This is a genomic window from Bacillus sp. FJAT-27251, assembly GCF_001273925.1.
Classification (GTDB): Bacteria; Bacillota; Bacilli; order Bacillales; family Cytobacillaceae; genus Mesobacillus_B.
Genome location: NZ_LIGG01000001.1, coordinates 2,131,363 through 2,146,278, shown reverse-complemented (window position 1 = coordinate 2,146,278; position 14,916 = coordinate 2,131,363). Strand labels below are relative to the sequence as shown.

Genomic DNA, 14,916 nt, shown 5'->3' with positions numbered 1-14,916 from the left:
TTTACCTCCCTTAAGTCCCCTATTATTCTTGGACCTTTAAGCCCATTAGGTATTCAGTAACCGCATCAATCTCTTCGTCGGACAGGTCGTATTTGCCTGTCATCTTGTTTCCTGGCTTGATTGTTTCAGGGTCTTTAAGCCATTTTTTAATGTTTTCTTCATTGTTTTCAAGGATACCGGCAACAAGTGTGCGGTTTCCAAAGTCGGTGAGGTTTGGACCCATCCGGGCTGCCTCAGGAGTTGTATTTGCAGGTGTTACAGCATGGCAGCCGATACAGCTGTTGTTGAAGACTTCCTGTCCAGCTTGTGCTTCTGCTGTCTCAGCCTGTACAGGTTCAGTCACCGCTTTCATATCTGTTACCCACTGGTCAAATTCGGCACGCGGAAGCGCCTTGACCTTAAAGTCCATCAATGCATGGGAAGGTCCGCAAAGCTCGGCACATTTCCCATAGAAAATTCTCCCCGCTTCATCAGCTGCTGCATCATCGAAGTTCAGCCAGAAGCGATTGATGTTTTCAGTGTTCGTATCCATTTTTCCGCCAACAGAAGGAATCCAGAATGAGTGCTTAACATCGGATGCGATCAGGTTGAAATAAACTCTTTCATCTGTAGGGACAATCAAATCCTGACTGGTGACAATCTCCTCATTTGGATATTCAAACTCCCACCAGTAAAGGTTCGCACGGACATTGACGACCAATGCATCGGTTTTTCCATCCTCATTCTTCTCGTCCATCGGAGACACATCGGCGAGCTTAAATGTAGCTGCGACAGTCGGAATGGCCAGAACGAAAACCAAAAGGATCGGGATAGCAGTCCAAATGATTTCAAGTTTATGGCTGCCTTCCACCTGTTTTGGGATCTCATTCTCGCTCTTCCGGCGGAAACGAGTGATAGCAATGATAAATAATACAGTTACGATTACGATAACCCCAACCATGATGGCTGTACTGAGCAGCATGAGATCAAATTGCAATTGAGCAACTTCACCCGCTGGCTGCAGTGCAGACAGAAAAGGTTCTCCGCAGCCGGCCAAAAGGGCCATCACTGCAAATAAAGGTAGCAGACGCCATTTCGCAAGCCTTTTCATAATTTTTTTCAAACCCCTCTTTCGTAAAGAATTCATTATATGATTCTGAAAATAATATATGGATAAATCCCCTCCAGGATGGACCCGAAGAGAAAGTCCTAACTTATGTGTGTTAAATCAAGGTGACAATCACCATTGCAACGAAAAGAATCGTGAGATATTGCAAGGAATAGACAAACATCAGTTTCGCCCATTTTATATCATCCTTAAACTTTCGGGCATACACTCCCAGGACCAGCCAGCCAATATTCAACGCTGTTGCCAGCACAAGGAACGGAATACCCAGTTCTGTTAGCAGGAACGGCAGCGGCAGCAAGGCTGTAACCCACAAAACAATCGATTGTTTTGTCTTTTTGAACCCTTTAACTACTGGAAGCATTGGAATATTTGCTGCACGGTATTCCTCCGCCCTCCTCATCGCAAGTGCATAGAAATGTGGCGGCTGCCAAATGAACATAATGAGAAACAGCACCCAGGCCATGACGTCAAGATTCCCGTCAACAGCGGCCCACCCAATTAATGGGGGAACTGCACCAGAGACGCTTCCGACAATCGTATTCGAGACATACAGGCGTTTGGACCACATCGAGTAGAGGACAACATAGCTGAAAACGCCAACCAATCCGATGACACCTGCCGTTACAGTGGTCATGAAAAGAAGAAGTGAACCAATTCCAACCAGCAGGAAACCGAGCACCATAACTTTTACAGGCTCCACTTTCCCAGTGACTGTAGGCCGCCCTTTCGTTCTTTCCATCAAATGATCGATGTCACGATCAATATAATTATTCAAGCTGCATGACCCGGCAATAATCAGGGATGATCCAATCAAGGTCAGAAATACAATATCCAGATTATCCAGGAAGCGCAAACCACTGAAATGGAGCGCGAGCCAAATCCCTGTAAAGGTTGTTATTGCATTGGAATTAACAATGCCGATTTTGATTAGGGCAAGGAAATCCTTCCATGCAGAAGATTCGCCGACACCTGCTTCAAGGGTCTTTGGGCCGCCATCCACCACAGCTTCGCTGTAGGCTTTCGGACTCGACATTCTATATCCTCCTTTATATCAAATATAACTCCACAAAAGGTCTAGCCATCTATCCGAACACTAAGCTAGTTATTACTATATTCATTATGGAAAAGGTGATAAATGTTTGCGTAGAAAAATAAACACTCCTGATGTATATTAAATCACACTTTAACTAGTTTTTGTGAATTTTTTTTGAACAAAATGTAGATGTTTTGTGACAAGACGGGTAAATGCCTGCTGGCTGTATAGCCTAAGTTATTTTTCTTCCTTCAATAGAAGAGAACATCTATTCAAATTAATATGTATGCCAGTAAAAATTATGTATTTTCCGATAATATTTAACTCTCCTAAGTATTATTCAGTTTTAGTTTGCAGCCTGTCTTCCCTGTTTACCTTATTACTATCAAAACTGGGAGAAACAAGCAACTCTTTTGACTCGGCCATCCCTATATTTGAGTATTGAATAATACGGCAGGATTGTGTACTATCGATAAGTACGAAGCCTAACTTCCTTTTCCTTTTCATAGAAAATTCGATATGATGGAAAAGGCGTGCTCCTCCAAACACATCAACATCCATTATAATTGCATAAGGACCATATGACAACTTATCGAATTACTAAACAAGCAGGTGACTAAATTGAAACGATCCTTAAAATGGCTTGCCGTCCTCACAACGATTGGCATGCTCTTCGTATTGCTCGGCGGTGCACTTGTCACCAAGACAGATTCCGGCATGGGATGCGGCCGTTCCTGGCCGCTTTGCAATGGAGAGCTTATACCTTCCGAAATTACACCAGAACTTGTAATTGAATTTGCGCACCGCCTTGTCTCCGGCGCCCTTGGAATCATGGTGCTGGTCCTCTCTATCTGGACATGGAAGGCAATTGGGCATATTCGCGAGACGAAATTTCTTGCATTCCTTTCCTTCTTCTTTATCCTTCTTCAAGGATTGATTGGCGCGGCTGCTGTTGTGTGGGGACAGAATGATTTCATCCTCGCTCTCCATTTCGGAATATCGCTTATTTCTTTCGCAGCTGTACTGCTTTTGACCTTACTGATTTTTGAAGTGGACAAAAAGTTCGATGCCAAGAGCCTTGTTATTGATAAGAGAATGTCCTTCCATATCATTGGAATAACTGTTTACAGCTACATTGTCGTTTATACAGGTGCGCTGGTCCGCCACACCAATGCAAGCCTTGTCTGCCCTGACTGGCCTCTTTGCGTGAACAATGCTCCAGGATTCCCTGAAAATATGTATGAATGGGTTCAAATGGGACACAGGGGTGCTGCAGGACTGATATTTATCTGGATTTCCTATGTCACTATCCTGGCAGTTCGCCATTATAAGCACCAAAAAGTGATCTACTGGGCTTGGATTATATCATTCATCCTCGTTTCGCTGCAGGTTATTGCCGGAGCGCTGGTGATTTTCACAAGGCTCAATCTTTATATTGCCCTTGCACACGCGTTCTTTATTTCCTGCCTTTTCGGAGTCCTGAGCTACATGATCCTTCTGCTCTCAAGAAACAAAAGAAACGCTGTGCTTACGGGCCAATCAGCGGAGAGCATACCAAATACCAAGATCATTACTCCTACTCAATAAGAAAAGCGCAAGCGCCTTGGTCAGCCCCGACCAGCATAAGCCACTCCAGAATAGAAGGCGCTTTTTGCCTTCAATTCTGGAGTGGCTTATGACTCGAGGGGCTAGGCGCTGGAGCTAGACAATTATCTAAATTCCAAAATTTATACTTTCTTATCTAATAAAAGAAGCTGCCATTCGGCAGCTTTTTTATGATTAATTTATGCAACCCACCTAGGACTTCACCTTGAAACCGCCTTGCCATGTGGCTGGGGCAGGCTTTGGCTCTTTCCCCTCTTTTTGGTGCTTATATTTTTCCTCAAACTTCACAAACATAGAAACGTTGACAAGTATCCCCATTGCAACGGCCATCTGAAGAAGCGAAGAGCCTCCGTAACTGACAAAAGGAAGTGTAACGCCTGTTAGGGGGATAATCCCTGATGCTCCTCCAAGGTTAATGAACGACTGAATTCCAATCATACTGGAAATGCCTATTGCCAATAGACTCCCAAACGGGTCTTTACACCTGAGGGCAATAAAAATGCCTCTTAATACGATAAAGGCCAGGCTGAGTACCACAAATCCCACTCCGAATATCCCAAGTTCTTCCGAAATCACCGCAATAATGAAGTCTGTATGAGCCTCGGGCAGGTAGCCCAGCTTCTGCACACCCTGACCCAGCCCAAGTCCTGTAAGGCCTCCCGAGCCAATCGCATAATAGGAGTTGGCCAGCTGGTAGCCTGTATCCGCCTCGTCGGAAAAAGGGTCACTATAGGAGGTAAGCCTGGCCATCCGTTTTTCGGAAAAGATCTCATTTTGCATGAGAACGGCCATAGGAGCTACTACACAGAAAACAATAAGAATCAGTCTAATAATATTTTTCATATTCATGCCAGAAGACAGGATTATCGTCGAGGCAATCAGGAATATAATGCCCGCGGTACCGAAGTCGGGCTGCACTGCCACGAGCAGGCAGACTAGGGACAAATACACCAGCGGAGGCACAACCCCTTTGTTGAATTCATTTATGTAGGATTGTTTCTTCGCATATACAGCCGATAAGTAGATAATGACGCTAAGCTTGGCAAACTCGGAAGGCTGTATGCTCCGGGCACCAACCTCAATCCAGCTGAGTGCATTGCCTGCTACCTTGCCGACCACAAACAGGACGCAAAGCCCTATCAAAGACACCATCACCATAGGAAGGAGGATCTTTGTGCTCTTCATGGCCTTATACGGAAACAGGGCCATAAAGACGAACACAACGGCTGCCATAAGCAAATTGATCTTTTGTTTCTCGTAAAAAAAGTCGCTCGGTACACCGTGCCACGTCACAAGACTCGCACTGTAAACCATGACAAGCCCGAATAAAGACAAGAGGGCAATAACAATGATTAAGGAGTAATCATAGGATCGTACAATTTTTTTGAACATCGTCTCTTCCCCATCTTCCAAGTTGTTTTAACTATTCTACCAATGCTGTGAATTTCCTGCCATGAAAATGGAAGTTGACAAAAAAACTCAAACAATTCCATTGAACTGTTTGAGTTTTAAGCGTCCTATTTACGCGTTGAAGCTTCATGAAGGGCTGATAGCTCGCGTTCCAGCTCACCCAGGATTTGTTTCCCTTCCGACTCTTCAATTAAACCTAATCTAACGGCAAAATCTATTTCCCTTGATAATCCAAACATTTGCGTATCCAGAACCTCTTCATAGAGAGGACATTGGGGCATTGTGAGGTTATCCATCTGTACTTTAATAAGTTTTAATATTTTATCAGCGTCGGCCTTCAATATGGCCTGGGCTTTCTCCTGATGATTAACGATCATTTCGGACGCCAACATTGATCCCCCCGTTTCCGAGCATAACCCAATCCTTCTATAAATTTTACCGGTTAATCCGTGAAAAAGCAAGACTATTAAATATTCAGTAACTTAATTTGACCTTCCTGATTTCCGTGAAAATGACAATTCCCTGCATTACCGTTATACTTAAGTTATCTATCTTAGCCGTTTTTTATGAAGGGAGCACAATCATGGAGACAATCATACCGATTTGCGGAAAAGTTACTTATCCCATCACACTTGATCCCGGCGTCTGGATCTTTGATGACAGGAAAGCCGAGCTCGATACATATTTCCAAAACCCGGAGGAAGCAGATGACGAACTTGAACGTTATACAAAATCGATTTCTGCCCATTGGGACAGGGAAATCATGGAGGGAGCAGTATTCCCGCCCACACTCAAAAGCGAAAAAAAATTTGAAAAGCAAAAAATCCTGGAGGGAACTTTTGGCATTCCGCTTAAACCTTTCCTGACTAACGCAGGTATGACAGCGGAGGCATCCCATTTAGTCATAGAGCATGCCGAAGGGGAAACAGAGTTGCCATTGGAAGAAGCTTATAAGATCATACTCGGCTTTTCCAAAAATGGAAAGCCGCTGACCGAAGACGGGCCTGTCCATGTCTATTATGGAGATGGCTCCAACAAGGATAATCCAATCAAACATGTCAGACAGTTTATTATTAAATAAGAAAAGCGCAAGCGCCTTCGGAACAATCTAAAGGCGGATTGTTCCTGAGATGCTTATTCTTAGAAGCTTTCCTTAATGCTCAGCCCCGACCAGCATAAGCCACTCCAGAATAGAAGGCGTCCTTTGCCTTCAATTCTGGAGTGGCTTATGACCTCGAGTTGCTCAAAGCTACGCTTCTCGCAAGATACTCAAGGAGTTGATTCGAGGATGAAAACTGGCTAGGCGCTGGAGCTGGACAGTTATCTAGGAGCAGAACCGTATATCTCTATTTAAATAAACGGACTGAAGCCAGTCCGTTTATTTAAGGAGGTCTGCCGCCAGCTGGGCAAGTGCAGACCTTTCCCCCTTTAACAGCTTTACATGGCCTGAAATTTCCTGATCCTTGAATTTCTCGACCACGTATGTAAGCCCATTGTTATAGGCATCCAAATAAGGGTGGTCAATTTGGTCAGGATCTCCCATAAGCACGATTTTGCTTCCCTCGCCAACACGTGTCAAAATCGTTTTGATCTCGTGTTTTGTCAGATTCTGTGCTTCATCGATAATGATAAACTGATCAGGAATGCTCCTGCCCCTTATATAGGTCAGTGCCTCTACCTCAATTGACCCCATGCCAGCCAATATCGCATCCAGTTCACCCGGCTTTTTCGTGTTGAATAGAAACTCCAGATTGTCAAATATCGGCTGCATCCACGGCCGCAGTTTTTCCTGTTTTTCCCCGGGAAGAAACCCTAGATCCTTTCCTACCGGAACAATCGGCCTGGCCACCAAAAGCTTCTTGTATCTGCCCATATCCTCCGTCTGGTATAGCCCGGTCGCAAGCGCCAGGAGCGTTTTGCCAGTACCGGCTCTCCCGGTTAGCGTCACCAATGGCAAATCTGTCCTGAGCAGCAGTTCAAGAGCCATTACCTGTTGGACATTCCGCGCCCTGATTCCCCAAATTTGTTTTCCTTCATGGTCAAAAATTAATTTTCGTAAATATTTCTTCTTCTTGTCCACAATTCCAATCCCTGAAGCGGAACTGCCAAGAAGGTCTCTTAACAGCACAAATTGATTAGGATAAAAGGGTTGGCTAGCCACTTCTCCGAGGGTAAGTTCGCCTTTCTCATAAAACTTGTTCAACAGCGATGTTTCTACATATGCTTCCCTGAACCCCGTATGAAGATCGTCCCTTTCCACCACCCTGTCGCTTAAGAAATCCTCTGAAATCAGGCCGATTGCATCAGCTTTCACCCTTACGAGAGCATCCTTGCTGACAAGGATAACTGGCCTTCCCGCTTCCTTTGTCTGCTCTTCCAGAGAGAGGTTCTTGGCGACAGCAAGAATCCGGTTATCATTGGTTTTTTCAACAAAAATCTCCTGAAGCTGATGAAAGGAACGGTGGTTAAGTTCAATTCTCAATGTCCCCCCACTTTCAAGGAGTATTCTCTCATGCAGCTTCCCTGTCTCCCTTAGCCCGTCAATAAGCCTGGACACCTGCCTGGCATTTCGCCCAATCTCATCCATATACCGTTTTTTTGAATCCACCTCTTCAAGAACCACTGCTGGAATGACTACTTCATTATCCTGGAAGGAAAAAATGGCATGTGGGTCCTGCAGCAGGACGTTAGTGTCAAGTACGTATATTTTTGTCAAATTTATGCCTCCTACGCTCCTGTTTTATGGGCCGCCAAACCACCATCGGCGTGGACTTTGGTAAAATATATGTTTTTCGGTATAAAGATAGACTGGATTTTGCACAATACCTTGTAGGCGAATCGTTTTGTTAACCAATTTTCTTACTCGGAAACCAGATCTCTTTACAATATGATAAAAGGGGTGCTCAGGATGAAGCATGTATTAATGATTTTTACGTTGATTCTGTTGGTGACAGGCTGCGGAGCCGGCAACAATACAGCCAGGGAGCAGCAAGATGACAGAGTTGGCGTTAAGAACACAGCAATTGAACATGAAGACAGACAGCAATATGCCGATAAGGCCAATTACCTCGCTCAGCTTGCCGAAAGGGTGCCAGATGTGGAGAACGCTACAGCCATCGTCATTGGCAATGTAGCGGTAGTTGGCATAGATGTGGACGCCAACCTGGAACGTTCCGAAGTTGGATCCATTAAATATTCAGTTGCCGAAAGCATGAAGGATGATCCGCATGGAGCTGGAGCCATCATTATTGCTGACCCTGACATGAATGCAAGGCTGAGGGAAGTTGCAGAGGATTTTCGAGTAGGCAGGCCTTTGCAGGGAATCCTGAATGAACTGGCCGATATCACTGGAAGGCTGATGCCGGAAGTACCTGCAGACCTTATCGACCCGCATTCCGATAAAGCTCCGCAGCAGCCAGGCGGAAAGCTGGATAACCAGGAGCAGCAGAACCTTGAACAGAAACAGGACCGGCAATCAAAACACCACATGAAAAACAATCCAAGTGGAAAACAGGATTATAATCAGCAGAACGAACCGCGATAACTATATTTCTTACGGTTTTCCGGACCTCATCAAGGGCGTGGGCTGGTTTTCTGCATAAAAAAAGCTTAGTCCAGCGGGGCTAAGCTTTTCTCATGGCCTCCATGATTTGTCTGTCCAGCCGGGATGCGGCTTCCTTGTCATACGTTTTGTCATAACCAGGCTCGGTCACTATTTTCGAACCGTAAAACATTACATCCCGAACTTCTTCAATCTTCATTTCAACGAGTGACATTTTTAAAGGGATACCGCTTAGCTTCTCTTCTTTAACAGCCGCGCTCCCCTGGATTGAAAAAGTGGATTCGTTGGCAATCAGGCTAATGGCCGCCTTGTTATTATCCCTGATATTATCGATGATGCGAGAGCGGGAATCTACTGCCATAAGGATTGTCTGCTCATCCTTGGCCAACAGCCAGGAGATGGCGCTGATATTGGGTCCGCCTGTTTCATGGTCAATTGTCGCAATCGTTACAAACCGTTCAGACTGTAATTCCTCGAATAATGCTTTTGTCAGTTTTGGTTCCACTTCATTCGCCATTATCCTTCCTCCTTACACTAATCTCATCTTACTACGGCAAAAGCGGAAGGGCAAATTATGTCTTATTCTCGATTCGGCGTACACAATGATATACTATAATAGATATCATCCAATAATAGAACCGAAGCTTGAGGTGAAAATTTTGAGAGTAAAATGCGTAATATGCGATAAAATTGAGTCCATAAATGATGACACACTGCAGGCCAAACAGCTCAGGAACAGGCCCATTCATACCTACATGTGCAACCCGTGCCACGAACGGATCGCAGAAAACACAAAGAAACGAATGGCAACCGGCAATTTCAGGCTGTACAGATCCCCTGCGGAAAACGATGAATGGTAGTTATAACATGACAAAAAACCAGTGTGCTCACGCACACTGGTTTTTTGTCATGATTAGAAAGGCGCTTGGGCTTTTCTATTCTTCAGGGTAGTTCGGGTATTTTTCCGGCTCGCCATTGATTTGGTCAATCATGACTTCAATCAAATCCCGCGGAAATCGGTATGTCTTCTCTTCCCCATTCTTCTCAAGGGATACATAGTACATTTGCTCATCCGTTTTCACTTCCGGCACCTGTACGCCATGTTCATCAGCCAGGATTTCTTCAAACAGGGCTTTCGTATCGACCGCCGCTGTATCTTCAGGCCGTTCATCAACGACGACTTTTATGGTCAGCCAATTATAAATGGCATCCTGCAGCGAATTCATTTCGAATCACCTCAACCTGCATCCATTTCCTGCTTTTTATGCAGGCGGAGACGCATTTTATAAATTATCAGAATCAGCGCTGCGACAACAAGTCCTTCTGCCATGGGTAAAAATACCCCCAGGGCAGTCAGCACTGTGCACCCCAGAATTAGAAAAAGATAGATCAAAACGGACTTTCCGATTGGAAGCGTCTTAGCAAAACCCAGCTTGTATACGAGAATACTCAGAAGTGTAATCGTCAAATAGAGCATCCACATACCGAGCTCGGGGTTTTCATCCACTCTATACAATGCCGCAAAAAAACTTAGACGCTGGCTTATATCCATACTGCTTCCCCCTATTTATCTTGCTCTGCGTATTTCTTCTTCTTCGCAATTCGTTCACGTTCATTTTTATCAAGAATCTTCTTCCGCAGGCGGATGGATTCCGGAGTTACTTCACAGTATTCATCATCATTCAAATACTCGAGAGATTCCTCCAGGGTCATGATCCGCGGCTTTTTAATGACCGAAGTCTGATCCTTGTTGGCAGAGCGGATATTCGTGGCTTGTTTTACTTTTGTGATGTTGACGGTAATGTCATTTTCACGAGTATGCTCGCCGACAATCATACCTTCATAAATTTCGGTTCCAGGCTCGACAAAAATGGTTCCGCGATCTTCTACGCCCATTATACCATAAGTGGAAGCTTTTCCGCTCTCCATTGAGACAAGAACACCCTGTCTCCTGCCGCCTACCTGGCCTTGCTGCATCGGCTGGTAGCTGTCGAAGGAATGGTTGATGATGCCGTATCCTCGTGTCAATGTCAGGAACTCTGTTGTATACCCAATAAGGCCACGGGCTGGAACATTGAATATCAACCGGACTTGCCCGCTGCCGTTGTTGACCATATCGAGCATTTCACCTTTACGTGCTCCGATAGACTCCATAACTGAACCTGTATTCTCTTCAGGAACGTCAATCTGGACGCGTTCAATCGGCTCGCAGCGCACTCCGTCGATTTCCTTGACAATAACTTCAGGCTTGGATACTTGAAGTTCATAGCCTTCACGGCGCATATTTTCAATTAGGATGGAAAGATGCAGTTCACCGCGGCCGGAAACAATCCACTCATCCGGGGAATCGGTATTGTCAACGCGCAGGGAGACGTCTGTCTGCAGCTGTGCGCGCAGTCTTTCCTCAATCTTTCTGGCTGTCAGGTACTTTCCTTCTTTGCCGGCAAAAGGACTATTGTTGACAAGGAAGGTCATCTGCAGGGTTGGCTCATCAATTCGAAGAACTGGCAGTGCGTCCTGATGTTCGACGGGACATACTGTTTCCCCAACATTGATATCTTCCATTCCGGAAACAGCAATCAGGTCTCCAGCTTTTGCTTCCTGGATTTCCTCCCGCTTCAAACCAAAGAAACCAAACATCTTTGTAACCCTGAAGTGCTTTACAGAACCATCAAGCTTCATTAATGCAACCTGCTGGCCCACTTTCATGGTTCCGCGGAATATACGGCCAATGCCGATACGGCCAACATAGTCGTTATAGTCTAGGAGTGCCACCTGGAACTGAAGCGGTTCTTCCTGGTTGTCAACCGGTGCTGGAATATGGTCCAGGATCGCTTCGTAAAGAACTTCCATGTTTTCATCTTGCTTGTCCGGTGTCATGCTCGCCGTTCCATTGATACCGGAAGCATATACCACTGGGAATTCCAACTGGTCTTCATCCGCTCCTAGCTCAATGAACAAGTCTAGGACTTCATCCACTACTTCGCCAGGACGGGCAAAATCACGGTCAATTTTATTTACAACAACAATTGGAGTCAAGCGCTGCTCCAATGCTTTCTTTAATACGAAACGGGTTTGCGGCATGCATCCCTCATAAGCATCCACAACAAGAAGGACGCCATCAACCATTTTCATGATTCGTTCAACTTCGCCGCCGAAATCTGCGTGTCCAGGAGTGTCAAGGATATTGATCCTTTTATCTTTATATTTAATTGCCGTGTTCTTGGCAAGAATCGTAATTCCGCGTTCTCTTTCTATGTCATTGGAATCCATCGCGCGCTCTTCAACCGCTTCATTTGCGCGAAATGTTCCGGCCTGTCTTAAAAGCTGGTCAACAAGTGTCGTTTTTCCATGGTCAACGTGGGCAATGATGGCTATATTGCGAATATCTTCTCTTAATTTCAAAAAAGTCAACCGCCTTTATCTCAAATATGTTATCATTTTTTTACAACTGAGTTATTATACCACAAATACACGCAAAACCTAAAAATTTTTCAAATAACTGTCTGAAGGGGGATTATAATGAAAATAAACTGGTTCTTTTTATTTTTGGCAATTGCTGCCGCGTCATGCATGATTGGGGTTGGAATAGCGATTGGGGAGGATAGCATTGCCGGTGCACTTGCCTCCATTGCCGGACTGGTGGTTGTTATGGGATATGGATTCAAGACGAAAAAGAAGCTGAGGGAAAACGGGGAAATGTAAAAAGGCCAGGAATGGCCTTTTTTTGTTTTTTGCTTTATGGATGTGGAGGCAGATTCGGACTTGGAGCTTGACTTTTTGTTGAGGGTGGCCGAATGAGGGGGATTCGGACTCGGTGCTCGGTTTTTCTCCTGAGGTTGTCCGAATAGCGCCTGTATTCGGACTCGGGCCCAGACTTTTCTTCGAAGCTGCCCGAATAACGCTCGCTTTCGGACTCGTTCATCGACTTTTACCCCGAAGCTGTCCGAATAACGCCCGGATTCGGACTCCACCCTCGACTTTTACCCCATAGCTGTCCGAATAACGCCCGGATTCGGACTCCACCCTCGACTTTTACCCCATAGCTGTCCGAATAACGCTCGCTTTCGGACTCGAGCCTCGCCTTTTCACCAATAGCTGTCCGAATGAAACGGGTAATCGGCCAGGCCCCTCTCATTACACCTAAAATCCTTTAACACACGCCTTACCATTTTCCGTCTTTAAGGTATTTTCCCAATATCTCTTTGTGAAGTCCCGGCTTGGCCACAAATACAGAGTTTTCCTTCAATAAGTCCAGCGGTTCTCCTCGTAAATTGGTGGCCACTCCTCCAAGCTCCTCAATCATGATGATCCCTGCAGCAAAATCCCATGGAGACAGCCTTGGGGTTATATACGCGTCAATTCTTCCACTTGCGACATAAACCATTTCCATTGCAGCTGAGCCATACGACCTCGTTCCCCTCACATCCCTTACAAGAGGCGCAAGGAGTTCACGGGGAAGCCTGCGATTTTCAATTACCCACATTGCATTCATGGCGACAATGGACTCGGAGACCGCTCTTTCTTCAAGGCGCGGCAGCTTTTCTCCGTTCATCGTAACGCCTTCGCCTTTAACGACATGATATAATTCATCGTGGACCACATCGTAGATCAAACCGATTTTCCCTGCACCGTTTTCATAGATCCCTACGGAAATAGCAAAGTTCCGCTGCTGATGGATAAAATTCATTGTGCCGTCAATTGGATCAATAATCCAAACAATGCCGGACAGCTTTTCTATGCTGTCACCATATCCTTCTTCCCCAAGAATTTTGTGCTCAGGAAATCGGTCATTAATTTTTTCAATAAAAAAACGCTCTATTTCCTGGTCGATATTGGTAACCAGGTCATTAGGGTTTGATTTTGTTGTGATATTCAGCGTTTTTGGAAAGGAAGTCCGAATCCGCTCCCCTGCCTCTTTTATCAACTGCTTTGCATATGTATCGATTTCTTGAATCGTCGCTGGCATCGTGCTTCCCCCTGTTTCTTTTTGCATTTATTTCCTTTTAAAAAGATTAGATTCAGCTTATCGAAAATATTTTATCGCTTCAAGTATTTTTACCTCTGATTTCAAAAATGCTTAAAATAATAAACGAACCCCCTCTTTCCCAGGAGTTCGTTTTCATTGTTCCCGCATTTTCATTTTCCCATTAATCATTTTATTTTACCCAATCCTTTTTGTTAGTGAACTTGCTTCTATATATATACGGATTAGAGAGCTTTTAGCTTTACCAGCTCCTGGCGGATTCTTTCAAGCTTTTGCTTGCATTCCTTTACTTTTGACTGGTTGGATTCACCCATTGCCTCAAATAGTGTTGCGAGTTCATAATCCATTTCCAGCCTTAAAACGGCCTTTCTTTGCTGTTCACCTGTCTTTTTCTTTGTCGAATTGACCAGTTGTTTCACATCTATGCACTCCTTCATTCAATTAGTAATGAATTGTTTTAATATTCTATGAGCCTCTAGTGGACGATGCAACAAATTTGTGTGTTTACCCATAAGCCTTGCTGCTTCAATATTGACACCTGGTTTGCTACAATATTTTACAAAGCTTAGGAGGTATTAAAAATGACATTTTCCGGTTTTACAGACAAAGACTTTGATGTATTTACAATAGATGGACTTGACGAACGCATGGAGGCTTTAAAGCTGCATATTCGTCCCAAACTCGAAGAACTTGGCAGCCATTTCTCCCCCCAGCTTTCGAGCCTTGTTGGAGATGAGATGCATTATCATGTAGCCAAACATGCCCGGAGGACCAAAAACCCGCCCAAAGATACCTGGGTAGCTTTCGCTGCCAATCCCCGAGGCTATAAAATGATGCCGCACTTTCAAATTGGCCTTTGGGAAACCCATTTGTTTGTGTGGTTTGCTCTCATTTATGAGGCTCCGAATAAGGAAGAATTCGGAAAACTGCTTGAAAGAAATGCGGACACTGTATTCAGCCAAACACCCGAAGATTTTGTGTGGTCAACAGACCATACAAAACCCGATGTCATTCCGCAAAGCGGGCTTTCAAAAGACGAATTGGTCTCTCTTTTCTACCGTTTGCAAACCGTTAAAAAGGCTGAAATCCTTTGTGGTTATCAAATTCCCCGGGATAAGGCCATCACTCTTAGTTCAGATGAATTAATTGAAAAAATTGAGGATGTATTTAAAACTTTATTACCCCTTTACAAATTGGCATAAACCTTGCCT

General features: G+C 44.8%; 18 protein-coding genes. 6 read left to right on the top strand and 12 right to left on the bottom strand.

Translation table 11 applies throughout. From position 1 onward, the window contains the following. Nucleotides 1-22: 22 nt before the first annotated feature. Together coxB and cyoE are read right to left on the bottom strand one after the other, a co-directional pair. Nucleotides 23-1,090: a cytochrome c oxidase subunit II gene (gene coxB / locus ADU22_RS10130; protein ID WP_053362045.1), complete on the bottom strand. Its 1,068-nt coding sequence runs from the start codon at nt 1,088-1,090 to the stop codon at nt 23-25. Nucleotides 1,091-1,202: 112 nt separating this feature from the next. Continuing rightward, nucleotides 1,203-2,141, bottom strand: a complete 939-nt coding sequence (gene cyoE / locus ADU22_RS10125; RefSeq protein ID WP_053362044.1) for a heme o synthase — start codon at nt 2,139-2,141, stop codon at nt 1,203-1,205. A 621-nt stretch (nt 2,142-2,762) separates the two neighbouring features. Between cyoE and ADU22_RS10120 the strand changes: the two genes are divergently transcribed. Then, nucleotides 2,763-3,728 carry a COX15/CtaA family protein gene (locus ADU22_RS10120; protein WP_053362043.1) on the top strand — a complete coding sequence of 322 codons (966 nt, stop codon included), beginning with the start codon at nt 2,763-2,765 and terminating at the stop codon, nt 3,726-3,728. Between the two features lie 210 nt (nt 3,729-3,938). Here the strand turns inward: ADU22_RS10120 and ADU22_RS10115 are convergent, their stop codons facing one another. Beyond that, nucleotides 3,939-5,138, bottom strand: a complete 1,200-nt coding sequence (locus ADU22_RS10115) for an FtsW/RodA/SpoVE family cell cycle protein (protein WP_053362042.1) — start codon at nt 5,136-5,138, stop codon at nt 3,939-3,941. Between the two features lie 125 nt (nt 5,139-5,263). Next, on the bottom strand, nt 5,264-5,545 hold the full coding sequence (locus ADU22_RS10110) for an Fpa/YlaN family protein (RefSeq protein ID WP_046522266.1): 282 nt from the start codon (nt 5,543-5,545) through the stop codon (nt 5,264-5,266). A gap of 194 nt (nt 5,546-5,739) precedes the next feature. Here ADU22_RS10110 and ADU22_RS10105 point away from each other — a divergent pair, with 194 nt between their 5' ends. Beyond that, entirely contained in the window at nt 5,740-6,237 is a 498-nt protein-coding gene (locus ADU22_RS10105) for a molybdopterin-binding protein (RefSeq protein ID WP_053362041.1), read from the top strand. 297 nt (nt 6,238-6,534) lie between these two features. On the opposite strand, the gene ADU22_RS10100 is transcribed toward ADU22_RS10105, so the two are convergent. Next, a complete protein-coding gene (locus ADU22_RS10100) occupies nt 6,535-7,872 on the bottom strand; it encodes a PhoH family protein (protein ID WP_053362040.1) in 1,338 nt (445 codons plus the stop codon). A 192-nt stretch (nt 7,873-8,064) separates the two neighbouring features. Between ADU22_RS10100 and ADU22_RS10095 the strand changes: the two genes are divergently transcribed. Continuing rightward, nucleotides 8,065-8,700 carry a YhcN/YlaJ family sporulation lipoprotein gene (locus tag ADU22_RS10095; protein ID WP_053362039.1) on the top strand — a complete coding sequence of 212 codons (636 nt, stop codon included), beginning with the start codon at nt 8,065-8,067 and terminating at the stop codon, nt 8,698-8,700. A gap of 79 nt (nt 8,701-8,779) precedes the next feature. On the opposite strand, the gene ADU22_RS10090 is transcribed toward ADU22_RS10095, so the two are convergent. Continuing rightward, nucleotides 8,780-9,235, bottom strand: coding sequence for a pyridoxamine 5'-phosphate oxidase family protein (locus ADU22_RS10090; RefSeq protein WP_053362038.1), 456 nt, complete (start codon nt 9,233-9,235; stop codon nt 8,780-8,782). Nucleotides 9,236-9,377: 142 nt separating this feature from the next. Between ADU22_RS10090 and ADU22_RS24220 the strand changes: the two genes are divergently transcribed. Further along, nucleotides 9,378-9,578 carry a YlaI family protein gene (locus tag ADU22_RS24220; protein ID WP_082252825.1) on the top strand — a complete coding sequence of 67 codons (201 nt, stop codon included), beginning with the start codon at nt 9,378-9,380 and terminating at the stop codon, nt 9,576-9,578. A gap of 75 nt (nt 9,579-9,653) precedes the next feature. On the opposite strand, the gene ADU22_RS10085 is transcribed toward ADU22_RS24220, so the two are convergent. Genes ADU22_RS10085 through typA form a run of 3 tightly spaced genes read right to left on the bottom strand, consistent with a single transcriptional unit; the run spans nt 9,654 to nt 12,123 of the window. Further along, complete coding sequence (locus ADU22_RS10085) at nt 9,654-9,944, bottom strand: hypothetical protein (protein ID WP_053362037.1); 291 nt, start codon at nt 9,942-9,944, stop codon at nt 9,654-9,656. Nucleotides 9,945-9,955: 11 nt separating this feature from the next. Beyond that, nucleotides 9,956-10,270 carry a YlaH-like family protein gene (locus ADU22_RS10080; protein WP_046522272.1) on the bottom strand — a complete coding sequence of 105 codons (315 nt, stop codon included), beginning with the start codon at nt 10,268-10,270 and terminating at the stop codon, nt 9,956-9,958. An 11-nt stretch (nt 10,271-10,281) separates the two neighbouring features. Continuing rightward, nucleotides 10,282-12,123 (bottom strand): translational GTPase TypA, encoded by a 1,842-nt coding sequence (typA, locus tag ADU22_RS10075; protein ID WP_053362036.1) that lies wholly within the window; start codon nt 12,121-12,123, stop codon nt 10,282-10,284. A 117-nt stretch (nt 12,124-12,240) separates the two neighbouring features. On the opposite strand from typA, the gene ADU22_RS10070 reads away from it, so the two are divergent. Further along, nucleotides 12,241-12,423, top strand: a complete 183-nt coding sequence (locus ADU22_RS10070; protein WP_156324329.1) for a YlaF family protein — start codon at nt 12,241-12,243, stop codon at nt 12,421-12,423. A gap of 226 nt (nt 12,424-12,649) precedes the next feature. Here the strand turns inward: ADU22_RS10070 and ADU22_RS24590 are convergent, their stop codons facing one another. The 3 genes from ADU22_RS24590 to ADU22_RS10060 all read right to left on the bottom strand — a co-directional run bounded on the left by ADU22_RS24590 (nt 12,650) and on the right by ADU22_RS10060 (nt 14,124). After that, nucleotides 12,650-12,856 (bottom strand): hypothetical protein, encoded by a 207-nt coding sequence (locus ADU22_RS24590; protein WP_156324328.1) that lies wholly within the window; start codon nt 12,854-12,856, stop codon nt 12,650-12,652. 27 nt (nt 12,857-12,883) lie between these two features. Beyond that, on the bottom strand, nt 12,884-13,687 hold the full coding sequence (locus ADU22_RS10065) for an inositol monophosphatase family protein (RefSeq protein WP_053362034.1): 804 nt from the start codon (nt 13,685-13,687) through the stop codon (nt 12,884-12,886). Nucleotides 13,688-13,929: 242 nt separating this feature from the next. Next, nucleotides 13,930-14,124 carry a YkzI domain-containing protein gene (locus ADU22_RS10060; protein ID WP_046522276.1) on the bottom strand — a complete coding sequence of 65 codons (195 nt, stop codon included), beginning with the start codon at nt 14,122-14,124 and terminating at the stop codon, nt 13,930-13,932. Between the two features lie 162 nt (nt 14,125-14,286). Between ADU22_RS10060 and ADU22_RS10055 the strand changes: the two genes are divergently transcribed. After that, entirely contained in the window at nt 14,287-14,907 is a 621-nt protein-coding gene (locus tag ADU22_RS10055; RefSeq protein WP_053362033.1) for a YktB family protein, read from the top strand. The last annotated feature ends 9 nt before the right edge of the window (nt 14,908-14,916 follow it).